Source organism: Amycolatopsis sp. NPDC059657 (assembly GCF_042734395.1).
GTDB lineage: Bacteria > Actinomycetota > Actinomycetes > Mycobacteriales > Pseudonocardiaceae > Amycolatopsis.
The window spans coordinates 1-18,350 of sequence record NZ_JBHWEB010000087.1; the positions used below are offsets into that span (position 1 = coordinate 1).

Consider the following 18,350-nt stretch of genomic DNA (forward strand, 5'->3'; position numbering starts at 1 on the left):
TGGTATTGCCGGTTAGAACCGGCAATACCACTCACGACCACCTTGGGAAATCGGGTGTATCAGGGGTGGGGTGGCGGCCTCTTAACTAGGCAGCGAGTATCCGGAGAAAGGTGGGTTGGGGTGAATTCACTGTGGTGCGGGTATTCGGGTGGTTATTTTTCGAGGCCCCGAGTGAATGGGGTGATCAGGTCACAGGCGGGTGGAGATCTGCGGCGATCGTGTTACACGGCGGGTGCGGGCGGCGACCGAAAGGGAGAACGCGTGTCTCGTCGGCAGGGAGGGGGCTGCGGTGGCTGATCATGGTCGCTCGGCCGCGCTCGACGAACGCGAGGCATTGCCGCGCCCGAAAAACGCCGCGTTCCAACGGCTCGACGCCATTCTTGCGCAAGGGCTCGCGGAGGCACGGGAACGCTTTACCGGTGATCCTTTTCGCGGGCTTTATGTCACGGCGGAGGATGCCGAGAAGGCGTTCGAAGTTCTTAAACGTCCACAAAGGATCAAGCCAGGCTGGGACGAGATCATCGCCGCGGAACCGGGCTGGCGATGGGTGCGCGGTACCTACAAACTGACCGATCTCGAACTCGACGTGCTGCTCATCGCGCTGGCGTCCGAGGCCGACCTCAGGTACGAACGGCTTTACGGGTACCTGCAAGACGATGTGACACGGCGGCGGCCGAGTGTCCAGCTCGCGCTCGAGCTACTTGCGGGCACGCGGGGCGTGTTCGGGGTCGAGGCGCCCTTGGCACAAGAGCGGCTGATCGCACTCGTGGCTCCGGCGCAGCAGGTGGCGCCGCCGTTGCCCGCGCACCTTGTCGTGCTCGACGACCAGATCGTCGACGTGTTGCTCGGCCTCGGTGAGCTGGACCGTGCGCTCGCCGCGAGCGGGGTGCGGCTCACCGCGGAGGCCGGGCCATGGACGCTGGTTCCGCTGGACACGGCGGAACGTGACGCTCTACTCGCGAGCGTGCGGAACCGAGAAGCCACAAGGCTGTACTTCCGGGGGCCGGAGGGATCCGGGCGGCGGTTCACCGCGGGGGCACTCGCCGGGGAACTACGGGTGCCGGCGCTGACGGCTGACCTGCGCCGGCTCTCCGAGGATCCGTTCCGCCTGTTCCGGGAGGCGGCCTTGCACGGGGCACTCCTCTATCTCGACGGCGTCGACACGCTGACGCCTGAACTCGCACGGGCCATGGCCGAGCACAAAGGAACGGTGGTGCTCGCGGGCCACCAGGAATGGACGCCGGTGGCGGGGGAGCCGCTGGGCGTGCGCGAGGTGTCGTTCGAACGACGCGGCTTCGCGGTGCGCCGGCGGATTTGGGAAAGCCATGGGGTGCCGCCTGAGCTGGTCGACGACTTGGCGAACCGCTTCCGGTTCGGGCCAGGGCAGGTGGCCGAGGCCGTGGCGACGGCCACCAGCTTCACAAGGGACGGGTTGTTCGCGGCCGCGCGAGCGCAGACGCGGCATCATCTCGCGGGGCTGGCGACCAAGGTCGAGCCGATGGCCGGGTGGGGTGAGCTGGTGCTGCCCGGCGACTCGCTGACCCAGCTGCGCGAGATGTGCGAGCGCGTGACGCTCGGCGGGCGGGTCTGGCGGGACTGGGGATTCGACCGGCGGTTCCCGAACGCGGGTGCGACGACGGCGCTGTTCGCCGGGCCGCCGGGTACCGGGAAGACCATGGCCGCCGAGGTGATCGCGGGCGAACTCGGGCTCGACCTGTTCAAGATCGACCTGTCCGCCGTGATCAGCAAGTACATCGGGGAGACCGAGAAGAACCTCGACCGGGTGTTCGCCGCGGCGGCCGACGCCGACGCGATCCTGCTGTTCGACGAGGCCGACGCCCTGTTCGGCAAGCGGTCCGAGGTCCGTGACGCGCACGACCGGTACGCCAACATCGAGACCGCGTACCTGTTGCAGCGCATGGAACAGTACGACGGCATCGCCATCCTCACCACGAACCTGCGGCGGCATCTGGACGACGCGTTCACCCGGCGCCTGCAGTTCATCGTCGAGTTCCCGTTCCCGGATGAGGCGCAACGGTCGGAGATCTGGCGGGTCTGCCTGCCCGCCGAAGTGCCCACGCGCGAACTCGACTTCGACAGGCTCGGGCGCGACTTCCAGCTCGCGGGCGGCAACATCAAGAACTGTGTGCTGCATGCCGCCTTCCTCACCGCCGCAAGGGAAACCCCGCTCGGCATGGAGCAGATGCTCGACGCGATCAGGCGCGAGTACCGCAAGATGGGCCGGATCCTCCCTGAAACGGAGGGAGGTGCGCCATGTTCCACGACCTCGACGCCACGTTGAGCGCGATGCTCACCGACGCCACAGCTCCCGAAGAGCTGCGCAACGCGCACATCAGCTTCGAAAGCCCCGATCGCTCCTACGCGCCCGCGCAGAAGACGGTCAACCTGTTCCTGCACGAGGTCGCCGAGGACCGCGCGCTGCGTGACGACAGCCGAGTGCTGGAGCGGGTGGACAACATGTACCGCACCCGCTCGCCCGTCTTGCGAGTCAACTGCGTCTACCTGGCCACCGCCTGGTCGGCCGAGACGGCCGCGCTGAAGGCACGCGAGGAACACCGGCTGCTCGGGCTCGCACTGCTGTGGCTGACCCGGTTCCCGGTGATCGAGGACCGGTTCCTCCAAGGTGGACTCACCGGCCAGCCGTATCCACTGTCCACAGTGGTCGCGCGGACCGCGGAAGGCCAGTCGATGGGGCATTTCTGGAGCGCGCTCGGGATCGCGCCCCGGCCCGCGTTCTCGGTGAGCGTGACCATCGCGATGAACCTGGCCGCATCGGAAGAACAGATCCGCGCGGTCGAGGGTTTCCGGCTGGAGAGCATGTCGACGGAACGTCCGGTGCTCGCCGGGCGGGTGCTCGACCAGGCGCTCGCGCCGGTGGCGGGCGCGAGCGTGACGGTGGTCGAACGCGGGACGAGCGTGGTTTCGGACGCGCGCGGGCTGTTCCGTGTCGCCGATCTCGAATTCGGCGGCTACACGCTGCGGGTGCAGGCCGCCGGGCACACGCAGGACGTGCCGGTCACGTATGCCCAGAACAGTCAAGTGCACAACGTCGTGCTGGCGTAACAGCCCCGGGAGGGCGAGATGGTGGACTACGAGAAGAAGGCGCCGGGCGTCTACGTCGAGGAGATAACGCCAGCCGGGCCGATCGCGGGCGCCGGCACGAGCGTCCCCGCGCTGATCGGCACGGTGAAGGACCTCGGCACCAACGTGGCTGGCAAACCGGTCGCCGTCACCAACTGGACCGCGTACCTGGGGTTCTTCGGTGACTACAAGGCCGGGCTGCAGCTGCCCTACGCCGTGCGCGGGTTCTTCGAGAACGGCGGCACGTTCGCCTACATCGTGCCGATCAAGGACAACTCCGGGCTGGACGGCGCGCTCGACGCGCTGACCAGGCTGCCCGACGTGAGCATGGTGTGCCTGCCCGGCGTGGTCGACCCGGCGATCCAGGCCAAGGTGATCGCCCACTGCGAGGCGCTCGGCGACCGGTTCGCGGTGCTCGACGGCGCACCGGACACCCAGCCGCTCAAAGCGGGCGGCCCGTTGCAGGCGCAGCGTGACGGGCTCAAGTCCGACAACGGGTTCGGCGCGCTCTACTGGCCGTGGATCGTCATCGCCGACCCGGCGGCGCAGCCGGGCACCTCCGCGACCGTGACCGTCCCACCGTCCGGTCACGTCGCGGGGGTGATGGCGCGCTGCGATGACACGGTCGGTGTGCACAAGGCACCCGCGAACGAGACCGTGCGCGGCGCGGTCGACCTTGATTTCGCGCTCAACGACAGCGAGCAGGGCGCGCTGAACTCACGCAACATCAACGCGATCCGGCGGTTCCCCGGCGGCCCGCCGCTGGTGTGGGGCGCGCGCACGCTCACAGGTGGCACGCAATGGCGGCACGTCAACGTCCGGCGCCTCGTGTCCTATGTGGAGGATTCGATCAAGCAGGGCATCCGCTGGGCGGTCTTCGCGCCGAACAACAAGGCGCTGTGGAAGGGACTCGAACGCACCATCACCGAGTTCCTCACGAGGGTCTGGGAGGCGGGCGCGTTGTTCGGGACCAGCGCCAAAGAGGCCTTCTACGTGCGGATCACCGAGGAGCTCAACCCGCCTGCCGTGCGCAATCTCGGCCAGGTCGTCATCGAGATCGGACTCGCGCCCACCCGGCCGGCCGAATGGATCGTCTTGCGCATCGGCCTCTGGGACGGCGGCGCACGCGGCATCGAGGGTTAGGAGAAGCAGATGGCTCAGACAGGTCAGCGGGTCGACCCGTTCCGCAACTTCAACTTCCTGGTCGAGCTCGACGACATCGCCGAGGCGAGCTTCAGCGAATGCACCGGGCTCAGCTCGGCGACCGAGGTGATCGAGAACCGCGAAGGCGGTGACAACTCGACGGTGCGCAAACTGCCAGGCAAGACCAGCTACGGCGACATCACCCTCAAGCGCGGGCTCACCGGGTCCCGGCTGCTGTGGGATTGGCGCCAGCAGATCGTGGACGGCAACGTCGTGCGCAAGACAGGCGCGATCGTGGTGTTCGACCTCGCGAACCAGACCGAGGTGGCGCGGTGGAACTTCGTCCGCGCGTGGCCTGCCAAATGGGAGGGCCCGGCGTTCAACGCCAAGGGCAGCGACATCGCGATCGACACGCTCGTGCTCGCCCACGAGGGGCTGACCAGGGTATGAGCACGCTGAGCACCGAGATCGGCTTCGAGCTGCCGAAAGGCTACGTCGGCAAGGACGGCAGCCTGCACCGCGCGGGTGTGATGCGGCTGGCGACGGCCGCCGACGAGATCTACCCGCTCAAGGACCCGCGCGTGCGCAACTGGCCCGCGTACCTGATCGTCATCCTGCTTTCCAGGGTGGTGGTCAAGCTCGGCGCGCTCGAGGAGATCAACGCGGGCGTCATCGAGGGGCTCTTCTCGGAGGATCTCGCGTACCTGCAGGACCTCTACAACCAGGTCAACGGGCTGACCCCGCGGGTCGTCACGGTCGACTGCCCGCACTGCGGCCGGAGCCATCAGGTGGAGGTGGCGCCGCTGGGGGGATAGCGGGCTACCCCCTGGACCGGGTCCACCAGGAGGCGGCCTTTCTCGGACGGCATGTGCATTGGACCCTCACCGAGGTGCTCGGCCTCGATCACGCGCAACGCCTGCGCTGGGTGAGTGAGGTCGCCGAGCTGGTGGAGGGAGAAGACAGGTGAAGACGCTGGGTGAACGGCTCGACGAGGCCGGGCACGCGCTCGCGGACCGGCACGCGCCGATCGAGCCGTCGGGCGGCCGGTTCGCGCCCGTACTGCGCCGCGCCGAGGAACTGTCGGCCGGTTTCGGGAACCGCTTCGACCGCACCGAATCCCCGTCGGCGCCCATGGTCCGCGCGCGCCGGGCGCCCCACAGCGTCGAGGAACCCGCCGAGTCCATTGAGGACCAGTCCACAGTGGAAGTACCCGACCCGGATCCCGAGCCTGGACGACCGGTCCCCGCGGACGTCCGTGCCCGCCTGCGCAAGGTCTCCGGTCCCGGCGCCGACGTGCTGCGAGTGCACGCCGATCCCGCCGCCGACGCGGTCGCCCGCGAGCATCGGGCCGACGCCGTGACGACCGGCGCCGACGTCTATTTCCGAGAGGGCCGTTTCCAGCCGGACGAGCCTGCCGGGTTCGGCCTGCTCGCCCACGAGACCACCCACGTCAGCACCCACCTGGAACCGGGTGGTGCCGCACACCGGGCGACCGCGGGCGGGATCGCCGCCGAGGAAGACCTCGCGGTGTCGCGCGAGATCGAGGCCATCCACCCCGCTCACCGAGCCGATTCACCGCACCATGGGTTCACGCCCGGCCGATCCGCGCCGCCGTCGGCACCGGGAGTCCAGACGCCGATGACCGCGTCCGCCGACCGGGAAGTACCTGCCGGGCCGGAGCCATTCGATGTGGGTGAACTGCGCCGAGGACTGATCGACGACGTCATGCGCCTGCTGCGCACCGATTTCGAGCGGGGAGGCTGAAATGCTGCCGGGAAGCACCCCCGCACGTGGCCGCGCCATGCCGGTCAGCAACGAGCTGGCCAAGGCGCTGCTCATCGACACCACGACCGGCGTCGGCCACTCGGTCATGTACAACCCCGAAGAGCTCAAGCTCGAGCAGGGCAACACCTTCGCCGAGGTGGGCATCCCCGGGCTGGACGCGCCGCCGTTGCAGTACGTGCGCGGCAAGTCGCGCGTGCTCACCATGGAGTTGTTCTTCGACACCTACGAGATCCCGGCCGACGTCCGCGAGCACACCGAGCCGATCGTCCGGTTGCTCGACAAGCGCCAGCAGACGCACGCGCCGCCGGTGCTGCTGTTCCTGTTCGGCCGTATGCAGTTCCGCTGCGTGCTGGTCGAGGCGGGCCAGCGGTTCACGCTGTTCGTCCGCGACGGGACGCCTGTCCGCTCGACCATGACCGTGCGCCTGCAGGAGTACGTCGAGGCCCAGATCGAGATCAAGCAAGGCGTCTTCTTCGGCTCGCCGACCGTCTCGGCCGTGGTCAACGCGGTCGGCGACGCGGTGGTCTCCGGCCCGTCGACCGTGCACGTCACCGTCGCGGGCGACACCTTGAGCGGCCTGGCCGCCGCCTATCTCGGCGACGCGGGACGCTGGCGGCAGATCGCCGAGGCCAACCAGGTCGAGGACCCGACGCACCTGCCGCCCGGCCGGTCGCTGGTCATTCCGGGAGGACGGCCATGACCCCGCCTTTCGCGCCCCGCTTCGAGGTCCGCCTGTCCGGTGTCACGCTGGCCGCCGACCTGACCGAGCACATCCTCGCGCTGGAGGTCGAGACCGACCTCGACCTCGCGGGCTCGTTCAAGATCACCATGCGCAACGCCGACAACACCCTGCTCGACTCGGCGCTGATGGATCTCGGCAAGACCGTCGAGATCCATCTCGGGTACGGCGACGAGCTGACGCCCGCGCTGCTCGGCGAGATCGTCTCGATCGAGCCGTCGTTCCCGAAGGACGGGCCGCCGACGATCACCGTGTCCGGTTTCGACAAGTCGTACAAGATGCGCCGCACCCAGCCGGAGGCGACCGAGTACCGGTTCATGAACGACAGCGTCATCGCGGCCAGGCTCGCGGTGGAGAACGGCCTGATCCCGATCGTCGACCCGACACCCGGCCTGCCGAAACAGGCGATCAAGGTCGAGAGCGACATGGCGTTCCTGAAAGCGCGGGCACAGCAGTACTTCTTCGACGTCTACGTCGACTGGGACAAGCTGTACTTCCAGCTGCCGCGCCCGCAGTTCAACGCGCACGTGCTGGAATGGGGCCGCAACCTCACCGCGTTCCGCCCGCGCATCTCGGCGGCCGGGCTGGCCGGGTTGCAGATAGTCCGCGGCTACAACCAGGAGCTCGCCCAGACCATCTACGGCGCCGCGCTGGCCGCCGACTTCGACATGGACAACCTGGTCGAGCGGATCGGCAGCTCGGCCGTCGACCTGCTGATGTCCTTGGCACGCAAGGGAATCCGCAAGCAGACGATCGAGAACCCGCTGGACGCCATGGTGCTGGCCAAGTCGCTGCTCGCGGATCTGCTGGAGGGCATGTACGAAGGCTCCGGGTCCTGCATCGGCATCCCCGGGCTGAAGGCGGGCCGGTACGTCACGATCCAGGGCGTCGGGCGCCGGTTCAGCGGGACCTACCGGGTCCGCAAGGTCACCCACCGGATCGACGGGAACGGCTTCAACACCGAGTTCTCCATCACCCAGCGCGGGCATTCGAGCCTGACCGGCCTGCTGCGCAAGCACATCTCCGAGCTGCCATCGCCGAACCAGCCCGAGCGCTTCTACGGCGTGGTGGTCGCCGAGGTCAAGGAGAACAACGAGCTGCTCGATGTGCCACCGCAGGTCCCGATCGGCAGGGTCAAGGTGTCGTTCCCCGGTTTGTCGGACAACTTCACCAGCGGCTGGGCGCCGTGCGCGCGCCCGATGGCCGGTAAGGACATGGGTTTCTACGCGCTGCCCGAGAAAGGCGACCAGGTGCTGGTCGCGTTCGAGCATGGCGATCTCACGAAGCCGTACGTCATCGGCAGCCTGTGGACGGTGAAGCAGCTGCCGCCCGCGACCAATTTCGACGGGATGAACAGCAAACGGGTGCTCAAGAGCAAGGCGGGGCACACGATCACCTTCGACGACACCGCGGGCCTCGGCAAGGTGACCATCGAGGACACGGCGGGCAGCTCGGTCACGCTCGACTCGATGACCCGGTCGGTGACCATCAGCTCGGCAGGCAACCTCACGATCAAGGCACTCGGGAACATCAGCCTCGAAGCCTGCGGCGGGATCACGAAGATCTCCATGACACCGTCCACAGTGGATGTCACCTGAGCGAGGGGGAGCGATGGCGAACGTGCTCACGATGAACAGCACCGTCACCTGCGGGCACGTGCCGCCGGGGCTGCTGCGGCCGACGAGCGCCGCGAAGCTCGCGGTACTCGGCTTCCCGGTGCTGGTCGAGTCGGGGATCGCGGTGATCGGACCTGGCTGTACGGCCAAGCAGGCGGGTGACGTCCCGTGCGTCAAGACCGGCCCGATCACCGCTGGCCGGTCGCTGAAACTGCGGGTGGGCGACATGCCGGTCATCCTGGCCACGCTCGCGGGCGCGACCGCGGGAACCAGCGGCGGGGTGCCGGGCACGCTGAAAGTCACGTCCGCGCAGATCAAGCTGGTGGCGTCATGAGCGAGCGCTTCTATGGCAGGGGACTCGCGTTCCCGCTGGGGCTGGCCGAGGGCGGGCTCAGCGAGTCGGCGGGCATCGCGAAGGTGGAGGAGTCGATCCGGATCATCCTCGGCACCCGGTGCGGTGAACGGCTGATGCGCCCGCGGTTCGGCTGTGACCTGCACAGTCTCGCGTTCGCGCCGAACAACGCGTCGACCGCGAACCTCGCCCGCTACCACGTGACCGAGGCGCTGAGCCGCTGGGAGCCGAGGATCGAGGTGCTCGAGGTGACGGTCGTGAACGACAACCTCGGCACCGCGCTGCTGATCGACATCCGCTACCGGCTGCGCGTCACCCAGGACGTGCGCAACCTCGTCTACCCGTTCTACCTGGAGCGTGCGCGATGACGTCTCCCTCGCGACGCGGGCGGATCGTCCCGCCGAACCTCGACGACCGGACCTGGCAGGACCTGGTCGACGAGATGCGCGCGCTCATCCCGAAGTACGCTCCACAGTGGAACGACCACAACCCGAGCGACCTCGGCATGACGCTCATCGAGCTGTTCGCCTGGCTCGGCGAAAGCGTCATCTACCGGCTCAACCAGACACCGGTGAAGAACCACCTCGCGGTGCTGAACCTGCTCGGCGTCACCAGGAATCCGCCCGCTCCGGCGCATACCTATCTGAGCTTCACCTCCGGTGCGGGCCGGGTGGTCGTGCCCGCCGGAACGCAGGCGCAGAGCGCGGCACGGGAAGGGCAGTTACAAGCCATCGTGTTCGAGACCGACCAGGACGTCGTCGTGCTGCCGACCACGTGGAAGGCCGCGCTGGTGATCGGGCCGTACGCGTCCGGTGCGGCCACGAGCCAGTACGACGAGCTGGCCGCGACGCTGATCGGCCCGCCGACGAGCCGATATCTCCTGCGGGTCCCTCCTGGTCAGACGGTCCAGCTGTGCCTCGGTTTCGACCGGCGCGTCGCGGACGAGTTCGCGATCGGGCACCGGCTGGCACATCCCGTGACCGGCCAGGTTTCGGTGCTGTGGACGCATTCCAAGGACACCGTCGAACCGATGGCGTGGCCGGTGGTCGGAGGCGTCACCGACGGCACCGACGCGCTGCATCGCGACGGGACGGTCCGGCTCACCCTGCCGGACGGCTGGTCGGCCCAGCGCGCCGCCGGGCCGCCCGCGACGAAGCCGTGGACGTCGGTGACCCCACGCGACCCGGCCACCGCGCCGTCCGATCCGCTGTTCTGGCTCGGCGCCCGCATCACCAACCCCGGCGCGGCCGCGCTCGCCATCGAAATCGACCGGCTGCTGTTCAACGCGGCTCCGGCGCGCACCGCGCTGACCATCCGTACCCCGGAGCTGCTCGGGCAGAGCACCGGCGAGCCGTTCCAGGTGTTCCAGCTCCAGAAAAGCCCGCTGTACCAAGGACCCGGTGGCGACGGCTTGGCGATCCAGGTCGGCACCGGAAGCCCTCCCGTGTGGCAGGACTGGACCCGCGCGGCCACGCTGCCGCACGGTCCCGGACGGGTCTTCCTGGCGGACCCGGTCACCGGCGAGATCCGTTTCGGCGACGACGAGCACGGCTCGATTCCTCCTGCGGGCAGCCAGATCCGGGCGTCGAGTTACCGGCATGTGGACGCGGGCGCGGCCGGGAACGTCGAGCCGGGGCAGGTGAGCGTGCTCGGCACGACCAAGGCGGGCGCGCTGCCCGCCGGGATCACCGGGGTGACGAACGCCGGACCAGGACTCGACGGCGCCGACGAGGAGACCGTCGACGAGACAGTGCGCCGCGCGCCGGCCGAATTCCGGGCGCGCGACCGCGCGGTGACCGCCGAGGACTTCGAGCTGCTGGCCACCGAAGCCGGTGACAACGTCGCGATCTGCCGGTGCCTGAGCCCGCGGTCGAAGGGCGACGATCCGTGGACCTACGCCGGGATCGTCAGGGCGCCCGGCTCGGTCACCGTGATCGTCGTGCCGGACCAGGGCCTGTCGGTCGCCAGGCCGGAACCGGCGCAGGACCAGCTGCGCGCGGTCCGTGCCTACCTGGAGCCCCGGCGGGAAGTGACCGCGCACCTGGAAGTCCACGGCCCGCGGTACCTGCCGGTGATCGTCAATGTCGAGCTGGTCGTCTGGCAGGAGGCGATCGACGCCGGTGCCGACCAGAACCAGGTGCGTGCCGACATGCTCGGCGCGATCGGCCGGTTCCTGCATCCGACGGCGGGCGGGCCGGGCGGTACGGGCTGGCAGATCGGGCAGCCGGTGCTCACCTCGGACCTGCTGCGCGCGATCGCGCCGTCGGAGGACCTCGGCTATCTCTCGGTGCTGCAGGTCCGTCCGGACATCCCCGCCTATCACTTCCCGCCGCTCAACCCGGACGGCACCGCGGCCAACTACGACCAGGACAACGAGCGCCCGTTCCGGCTCTCGCCGTTCGGCGCCTCGGTGCGGGTCGCCGACTACGAACTCGTGTGCGCGGCGGCCGACGGCGCGCACACGATCAAGGTCACGGTGCAGAGCGCATGACCGCGACGAGCGACTACCTCAAGTACCTGCCGCCGGTGCTGTGGGAGGACTCCGGCTCGTCGGAGTTCTCACTCGGCGCGATGCTGCGGATCTTCGAGAAGGTGCTGACCGGGATCGACGACGGCGTCTCACTGGCGCACGGCGATCACACGCACGGGCCGCTCACCGACGAGATCGAGCGGCGGGCCGGTGTCTTCGACCCGTGGGCGGCGCCGCCGGAGTTCCTGCCGTGGCTCGCTTCGCTGGCCGGGCTCGACTTCCCCGCGCCGCGCGGCACCGATCTGTGGGACGAGTACCAGCGCCGCAAGGTGGTCGCCGAGATCGCGAAACTCCATCGTCTCCGTGGCCGCAAGCTCGGGCTGAGCCGGTATCTCGACCTGCTCGGCGCCGGGCAGGCGCGGGTCGCGCTGGACGACGGCACGCGCCTGCTCGCCGTCTCGCCGGTGCCCGGGCGGCCCGCGGTGGTGACCGGCATGGTCACGAAAGGGCCGGTGGTCGTCGGCCGCGAGGTCCGCTCCGAAGGCGTGACGCGGCCGTGGTGTGTGACGACCTCGCCGGACGGTGGCCTGATCGTCGGCGACCTCGGGCTGCCGGACGGGCTCGCCGTCCAGCTGAAGAACCGGGTGTGGCATCTGGACGCGTCAGGCAACTGCGACATGGCCGGCGCGCCACCGAAACCGCAGCCGATCGCCAAGACCACGCTCACGCTGACCAGGGTCGTGGCCGTCGCGGTCCGCAAGAATCCGGACACGCTCTACGTGCTCGACCGGGCAGGGCGGCTGCAGGCCGTTCCCGCGCCGTTCCGCACAGGCGCCGCGACGCAGGTGACCTCGCTGGTCAGCGGGGGCACGACGCTGGCTCCGGTCGCGATGGTGGTGGACGCGGCGGGCGACCTGCTCGTCCTCGACCGCGGCGACGGTCCCGGCACGCCGAACCCGCCCAAGATCATCACGGTCCGTCCGTCGCCGCTCGCGGTGACCCGCACGCCGCTGCGCACGGTCCGCGAGCCGTTGTCGCTGGCCGTCGAACCGGACGGGACGCTGCTCATCGGTGACGGTGGCGTCCAGGAACCGGAGAATTCCGCGCAGTTCCCCGGAAATCTGGTCAAGGTCGACCGCAAGACTCCCGTGTGGACGGAGACGACCTTGCTCCCGGCGGCCAATCCGCTGGTCGCGCCGACCGGTCTCGCACGCACCCGCGACGGGGTGCTCTACGTGCTCGACGCAGGGCTGAAGCCGTTCTCGCCGTCCACCACCGATCCCTACATCTGCCCGGTGGCCGAGCACGCCGCCGTGTTCCGTGTGGACGTGACGGGCCGCGCCGAGCGGATCACCGAGCCCGGCCAGTTCGTCTACCCGACCGGGATGGTGGCCGACGGCGACCGCCTGGTCGTCTGCGATCCGGGGCAGCCGGCGGGTGGCTGGCCCGCCGTCGATCCCCGGTTGCTGCTGACCAGGGTGCGGCCGTTCCAGTTCGACGTGGTCATCCATTTCGCCCAGCCGAGACTGCCGCCGGACCCCGACGCCAGGCGGCTCGCGCTCAACCGGGCGGTGGTCACCATCCGGGCCATCGCCGACCGGCAGAAACCGGCACACACCGTGTGGAACCTGGTCACCTCGATTTTCTCGTGAGCGAAAGGAGCCGGTGATGATACGGCGGACCGAGTACTGGAATGTCAGCACCGGCACTGTCCGAAGTGGCGCGACAGGGCACGGCGAGAGCGTGACCGACGTCGAGGACTACCTGATCCCGCTGGACCGGGCGCGCACCGCCGGCCTGCACGGCTGGGGCGTCGCGGCCGGTCTGCGCGTGACGGCCACCGCCGGCGCCGCCGGGGTGACGGTCACACCGGGCAGTGCGGCCGACGCGGCGGGCTCCGTGGTCGTGCTGGCGGTGGGCGGCGTGGCCGTGGTCGATCCGGGTGTCGATCCCGATCAGCTGCAGAACGTGCCCACGGTGCCGGTCGAGGCGGCGGGCGTCGCCGTCGCCACGGCCACCGCCGGTGACTTCCTGCTGACGATCACGTGGCGGGAAGTGCTGGGGGACAACACCTTGGCGAACGCGCCCGCGTTGCTGCACGCGCCGTGGCTGCGGATGGTCCCGGTGACGGGGTTCGCCGATGTCGGCAAGCAGGTGGTGCTGGCCGGGGTGACCGTGGACGCGGGCGGCAAGGTGACCGCATTGATCACGGGCTTGCGGCGGCCGGCCGGAGTGCCCGCGGGCAAGCTCGAGCTGCGGATCCCGCGTGCCAGTAGCGAGGGCACGGCACTGAGCGCCGACCAGGGCGCGGCGGCCGAGCTGGCGGCCGACCCGAACGGCAACGTCGTGCTGTCGTTCTCCGGTGACGTGCCGCGTAAGGCGCTGACGATCGAGGCGGCGACAGCGCGCGTCGACCTCAGGGGTGAGCTGTCGCTGGGCGGCCTGTCCGCGGTGTCGCAGGACAGCGGCAGGCTGGTGCTGAACAAGAACAAGGCATTCGCGAGAGGCATCTCGACGCCGGGCAGCTTCGCGTCGTCGAGCCTGAACGTGGGCGGTGCCAACGGGGGCGCGGAGCTGGGCGCCGGGAACCTCGGTGTCGCGGGCTGGCTGCGGGTCGGCGGCAACACCACGCTCTCGGGCGCGCTGCTCGCCGTCGTCGACAACACCCCGGACAACACCTGGAACACCGCGGCGTTCTTCAAACCCGCGTGCGGGCCGAACTGGAGTCACGTCCACTGGGGCACGACGGGCGACTGGTACATCCGCTCGTCGTCCGCGGGCGGCAAGGTGGTGCTGCAGGACACCGGCGGCACGGTCGGCGTCGCCACCAGCGCGCCCGCGCACACGCTGGACGTGAACGGCAGCATCGGCATCAGCGGCAGGCTGGCCATGTCGAGCGGGGACGCCTACCTGCGCCTGAACCAGGGCTTGGCTTTTCCTGCCGGCGTGCACACACCGGGTGTCTTCTCCTCTGTCAGCCTGAACGTCGGCGGGGCGTACCGGTGGGGCAATCCCGGGCCGGGCAACCTGGCGGTCACCGGGCGGGTCGGCATCGGCGCCGAGGACCTCAGGACGGCCAGGCTCACCGTGAAGAACGACGGCGCGGTGCACGCCATCTGGGCCATCGCCGACGGTGACCGAGCCGGGATCTGGGCGATCGGCAGACCGGCCGGGATCTTCTGGGGCAACGTCGACATCCGCGGCACGCTGACCAAGGCTGACAACCAGTTCCGCATCGATCACCCGCTCGACCCGGCAGGCAAGGTGCTGTGCCACTCGAATGTCGAGAGCGACGAGATGAAGAACGTCTACGACGGCGTGGCCGAACTCGGCGCCGACGGCACGGCGGCCGTCGAACTGCCCGAGTGGTTCGAGGCGCTCAACGAACGGTTCCGCTATCAGCTCACCCCGATCGGCCACGCCGCGCCCGGCCTGCACATCGGGACGGAGCTGACGGGCAACCGGTTCGCCATCGCGGGCGGTGAACCGGGAACCAAGGTCTCCTGGCAGATCACGGGCGTCCGCCATGACGTCTACGCGAAAGCGCACCCGCTGGTCGTCGAGTCCGAAAAGGACGAAGCCGACCAGGGCAGCTACCTGTTCCCGGAACTGCACGGCGAGCCCGTTTCGCGGGCGATGGGGTATGTCGAGCCGGAGTGAGAATGACGACTGGAGAGGTGATCGGCGTGCTGGATCTGCTGGAAGAGAGGCTCGCGGAGTTGAAGCGCGAGTACCAGGCCGGCGACACGCGGCTGCGTGAGCTGACCCGCGAAGAGGTCGAACTGCGCGAGACGCTGCTGAGGATCAGCGGCGCGATCCAGGTACTCGAAGAGCTGCGGTCCAAGAACGGCTCCGAAGAGCTGACGGTGGGGTAGCGGTGGACGGTCCAGTGCACGACCGGGCTCACTCCGGACCACCTGCGCCGAGCCCGTGCGCGGCCGGTGCGGTGCCGATCCCGGACGCCATGGCCGAGTTGCAGAGCGGGGCCGGAAACCAGGCCGTCGCGGCGCTGCTCGGAACTCCTGGCCGGGCACTGGATCCCTCGGTCCGGTCCTTTATGGAGCAACGGTTCGGCACCGACTTCGGCCGGGTTCGCGTGCACACGGACTCCTCGGCCGCCCAGGCCGTCCACGCGCGGGCCTTCACCTTCGGCGACGCCGTCGTGTTCGGGCCAGGCCAGTACGCGCCGGAGACGCCGGAGGGCACCGCGGCGCTCGCGCACGAACTCGCCCACGTCGTCCAGCAACGCGCCGGTGGTCACGGCAAGGCGCAGAGCCCAGGATTGGAAGCCGACGCGGACCGGGCGGCTTCGGCCGTGGCCGCGGGCAAACCCGCCGCGGTGTCGGGCGGTGCCCCGGTCGGCGTCGCGCGCCTGCCCGAGACACCGGCCGCGAAACCGGCCGCCGAGCCGCGCTACGAGTGGGTCGACGAGAACGGCAAGAAACAGCAGGGCACCGCCGCCGAGCTGGCCGAACTGAAGAAGCAGGCGGAAAGCCGGGTCCGGCAAGGGCTGCGGAAAGCCAGGGACTACGCCGAAAACAACCGCTCGACCCACGAGTGGTTCATGAAGGAGGTCCACGGCAGCGCCGAATCACTCGGTGACGTCGTCCGGCATCCCGGCTCGCTGATCGGCATCGCGGTCGACATCCGGTCCGGTGTGGTGCCACCGCACATCGGCATGTGGAGTCACGCGATCCGCTGGGCCAAGGACGGCGAACGCGCGCTGGCGGAAGGAAACCTGCGCGAAGCGGCCCGGCTGCTCGCCATGGCCGACCGCGACTACCGCGACAGCGTCCGCGAGTGGAACGCGTACATGGACGCGATCCAGAAAGGCGGCCAGAAGCTCGTCGGTGAGCTGGAGGTGGTCCGCGACGTCTCGTTCGCCATCGCGATCACGGCCGCGGTCATCCTCGCGGCCCCGGTGGTCGCCACCGGTGTGGCGGCGACGGGCGCGACCGGCGCGCTGGCGACCGGCGCCACCGCGCTCGGCACCGGTGGGGTCGGCGCCGTAGTGGGCGCCGGCCTGCGGTCGAGCGCGTCGGCGGCAGGCCAGAAGATCGTGCACGGCAAGGTTTCCTACAAGGAGACCGTGGGCGAAGCCAAACGCGGTGCCCGCGAAGGCTTCGTCACCGGGCTCACCGCCGGCGCGGGTCATGGGCTCGGCAGTGCGGGTGCCGCGGGCGGCGAGGGCTTGTCGTTCGGTCAGCAGGTGGTCCGCCGGGCCGCGGTCGAAGGCAGCACCAACGCGGTCGGCCAGGCGACCGACGCGGCCTTGCAGGGCAAGTCGGCCGGCGAGGTCCTCGAGGCCGGTGGCACGGGCTTCGCGACCGGCGTGGTCACCGCGCCACTCGGCACGGCCGGAGCCCGGCTCGCCTCGGGCGGGCGTCCGCTGCTGGGGAAGAGCGTGGAGATCGGCGGATCGTCGGTCATCGCGGGCGGCGTGACACTCGCGGCGGGCGGCACCTGGCAGGAGGCGACGACCAACGCGTCGATCGCGGCGGCCTCCGCGACAGCGCTGGGCGCGGCCAAGCAGCCCGCCCGGCGCGTGCGCGTGGCCACGCGCGAAGAGGCACCCAAAGTGCGGGTCGCGACCGAGCCCGAAACGGCTGGTGGGCCGCGTATCGCTGTCGAGCCCGAAGCGGTCGGTGGGCCGCGGATCGCGGTGGAGCCCGAACCCGCGCGCGGGCCCCGGATCGCTGTCGAGCCTGAGCCGGTGGGCGGGCCGCGCATCGCGACCGAGCAGCCGCGTGGGCCCCGGATCGTCCTCGAGCCCGAGCCGTTTGGCGGACCGAGCGCGTTCCACGACGAGCCGCCACCATCGAGCGCCCCTCCGAAACAGGCGGCCAGAATGCGACTGCCGGAGCCCGTCCCGGAACCCCTGGCGCCCGCCTCACACCCCGAGCCTGCCCCGCACCCCGCTCCCGCCCCGCAGCCTCCGGCCGCGGCCACCCCGTCGCCTGCCGCCGCGCCACCGCACACCGCCGCGCCGATCGACCGTGTCGCCGCCCAGGAAAACGTCGTAGCGAAGGCCCGCACCAGGGCCGCGACAGCCCAAACCCGGGTCGACAACGCCTCCACCGCCGTGACCACGACGGCGGGTGAACGCACCACCGCCGCCCAGCGCCTCGAGACGGCGAAGACCCGTCACCAGGAAGCGGCCGCCAAAGCCGAGACCGCGGTGGCCGCCGTCGCCGACGCCAAGCCCGGAGCGAAACGCCCTGCCATCAGCGCCAGAAAAGACGCCAACGAACAACTCCGCAAGGCAGCTTCAGAGCTGGCGGCCGCGGAAAAAGCACACAAGGCCGCCGCCGACGGCCACCTCGCGGCGGAGGCAGAACTCAAGCTACGAGAGGAACAGCTCATAAAGCGCGCCGGCGAGCTTAAAACGTCAGAAGGACACCTTGAGAACGTCCAGAAGTGGGTACTCGAACCCGGCGAGGCACCACGCCAGCGCCGCGGCGAACCGTTCAGCGAAAAGAACCGCAGGCCGAACCTCAGCGAGTTCAAAGACCTGCCCACCCACCCGGTCGCCCGCTCCACGCCATCCAGCCTGCCGAAGCCCGAGCCGGACGCCCGCGTCCGAGTCTTCAAGAACCCCGTCCGCAGGGATCTCCAGGCCCAGCACAAGGCGCTCCATGACGAACTCAAGGCGAACCCCGGCAAGGCCCAGGAACTCGGCCACGTCTACGAGCGCCTGGTCGGCGAGGACCTCACCCGAGGCGGCGACGCCCCGCGCCTGCGTTCCGACGCGGGCGACAAACTCCGCGTCAGCGACCACGGCGTCCACGAGTTCACCGTCGAAGGCGAACTCTCCGACGGCAAACTCGACCAGCTCTGGCGCGACCTGCTCACCCCGACCCCTGGCGCCTCGGTCGCCCGCGACTCGGCGATGCTCACGGTGCCCGAGCTGACCCCCGACTCCGCGAAACGCCTGGCCAAGATGGCGGCGGCCTACGAGGAACTGACCGGCCGCCGCCCCATGATCCTGGTCCGCGAAACCGCCCCCTGACGCACCGTGAGTCGTATCGCCGGCCACTGAGGCGTAACTCAAACATCGTGTGGTCGTCGGCCGTGATCCGCGCGAAGCGGCTTCCCTCCTCACGGGAGGATCTGCGGCAGCGGGCGGTCGAGGAGGTGAGGTCG

General features: G+C 69.9%; 15 protein-coding genes. All 15 read left to right on the top strand.

Features of this window, described 5'->3' with window-relative positions; genetic code table 11:
- Positions 1–289: 289 nt before the first annotated feature.
- On the top strand, positions 290–2,302 hold the full coding sequence (locus tag ACFV15_RS34370) for an ATP-binding protein (protein ID WP_378355757.1): 2,013 nt from the start codon (positions 290–292) through the stop codon (positions 2,300–2,302).
- The gene (locus ACFV15_RS34375; RefSeq protein WP_378355758.1) at positions 2,275–3,084 is read left to right on the top strand and encodes a Pvc16 family protein; all 810 of its coding nucleotides are present in this window, start codon (positions 2,275–2,277) and stop codon (positions 3,082–3,084) included. Before ACFV15_RS34370 ends, ACFV15_RS34375 begins: the two co-directional genes overlap by 28 nt.
- Before the next feature lie 18 nt (positions 3,085–3,102).
- Positions 3,103–4,245 carry a phage tail sheath family protein gene (locus tag ACFV15_RS34380; RefSeq protein ID WP_378355760.1) on the top strand — a complete coding sequence of 381 codons (1,143 nt, stop codon included), beginning with the start codon at positions 3,103–3,105 and terminating at the stop codon, positions 4,243–4,245.
- A 9-nt stretch (positions 4,246–4,254) separates the two neighbouring features.
- Positions 4,255–4,695, top strand: coding sequence for a phage tail protein (locus ACFV15_RS34385; RefSeq protein ID WP_378355761.1), 441 nt, complete (start codon positions 4,255–4,257; stop codon positions 4,693–4,695).
- The gene (locus ACFV15_RS34390; protein ID WP_378355763.1) at positions 4,692–5,060 is read left to right on the top strand and encodes a hypothetical protein; all 369 of its coding nucleotides are present in this window, start codon (positions 4,692–4,694) and stop codon (positions 5,058–5,060) included. The genes ACFV15_RS34385 and ACFV15_RS34390 overlap by 4 nt, the downstream gene beginning before the upstream one ends.
- A gap of 148 nt (positions 5,061–5,208) precedes the next feature.
- The gene (locus ACFV15_RS34395) at positions 5,209–6,009 is read left to right on the top strand and encodes a DUF4157 domain-containing protein (RefSeq protein WP_378355765.1); all 801 of its coding nucleotides are present in this window, start codon (positions 5,209–5,211) and stop codon (positions 6,007–6,009) included.
- Position 6,010: 1 nt separating this feature from the next.
- Positions 6,011–6,730 (top strand): LysM peptidoglycan-binding domain-containing protein, encoded by a 720-nt coding sequence (locus ACFV15_RS34400; protein WP_378355767.1) that lies wholly within the window; start codon positions 6,011–6,013, stop codon positions 6,728–6,730.
- The gene (locus tag ACFV15_RS34405) at positions 6,727–8,367 is read left to right on the top strand and encodes a phage baseplate assembly protein V (protein WP_378355769.1); all 1,641 of its coding nucleotides are present in this window, start codon (positions 6,727–6,729) and stop codon (positions 8,365–8,367) included. Before ACFV15_RS34400 ends, ACFV15_RS34405 begins: the two co-directional genes overlap by 4 nt.
- 13 nt (positions 8,368–8,380) lie before the next feature.
- Positions 8,381–8,719: a hypothetical protein gene (locus tag ACFV15_RS34410; protein ID WP_378355771.1), complete on the top strand. Its 339-nt coding sequence runs from the start codon at positions 8,381–8,383 to the stop codon at positions 8,717–8,719.
- Complete coding sequence (locus ACFV15_RS34415) at positions 8,716–9,105, top strand: GPW/gp25 family protein (protein WP_378355772.1); 390 nt, start codon at positions 8,716–8,718, stop codon at positions 9,103–9,105. The genes ACFV15_RS34410 and ACFV15_RS34415 overlap by 4 nt, the downstream gene beginning before the upstream one ends.
- Positions 9,102–11,228 (top strand): putative baseplate assembly protein, encoded by a 2,127-nt coding sequence (locus ACFV15_RS34420; RefSeq protein WP_378355773.1) that lies wholly within the window; start codon positions 9,102–9,104, stop codon positions 11,226–11,228. The genes ACFV15_RS34415 and ACFV15_RS34420 overlap by 4 nt, the downstream gene beginning before the upstream one ends.
- Complete coding sequence (locus ACFV15_RS34425) at positions 11,225–12,859, top strand: phage tail protein (protein ID WP_378355774.1); 1,635 nt, start codon at positions 11,225–11,227, stop codon at positions 12,857–12,859. The genes ACFV15_RS34420 and ACFV15_RS34425 overlap by 4 nt, the downstream gene beginning before the upstream one ends.
- A 16-nt stretch (positions 12,860–12,875) precedes the next feature.
- A complete protein-coding gene (locus ACFV15_RS34430; protein ID WP_378355776.1) occupies positions 12,876–14,867 on the top strand; it encodes a hypothetical protein in 1,992 nt (663 codons plus the stop codon).
- Positions 14,868–14,869: 2 nt separating this feature from the next.
- Positions 14,870–15,082, top strand: a complete 213-nt coding sequence (locus tag ACFV15_RS34435; RefSeq protein ID WP_378355777.1) for a hypothetical protein — start codon at positions 14,870–14,872, stop codon at positions 15,080–15,082.
- Positions 15,083–15,084: 2 nt separating this feature from the next.
- Positions 15,085–18,216, top strand: coding sequence for a DUF4157 domain-containing protein (locus ACFV15_RS34440; RefSeq protein WP_378355779.1), 3,132 nt, complete (start codon positions 15,085–15,087; stop codon positions 18,214–18,216).
- The last annotated feature ends 134 nt before the right edge of the window (positions 18,217–18,350 follow it).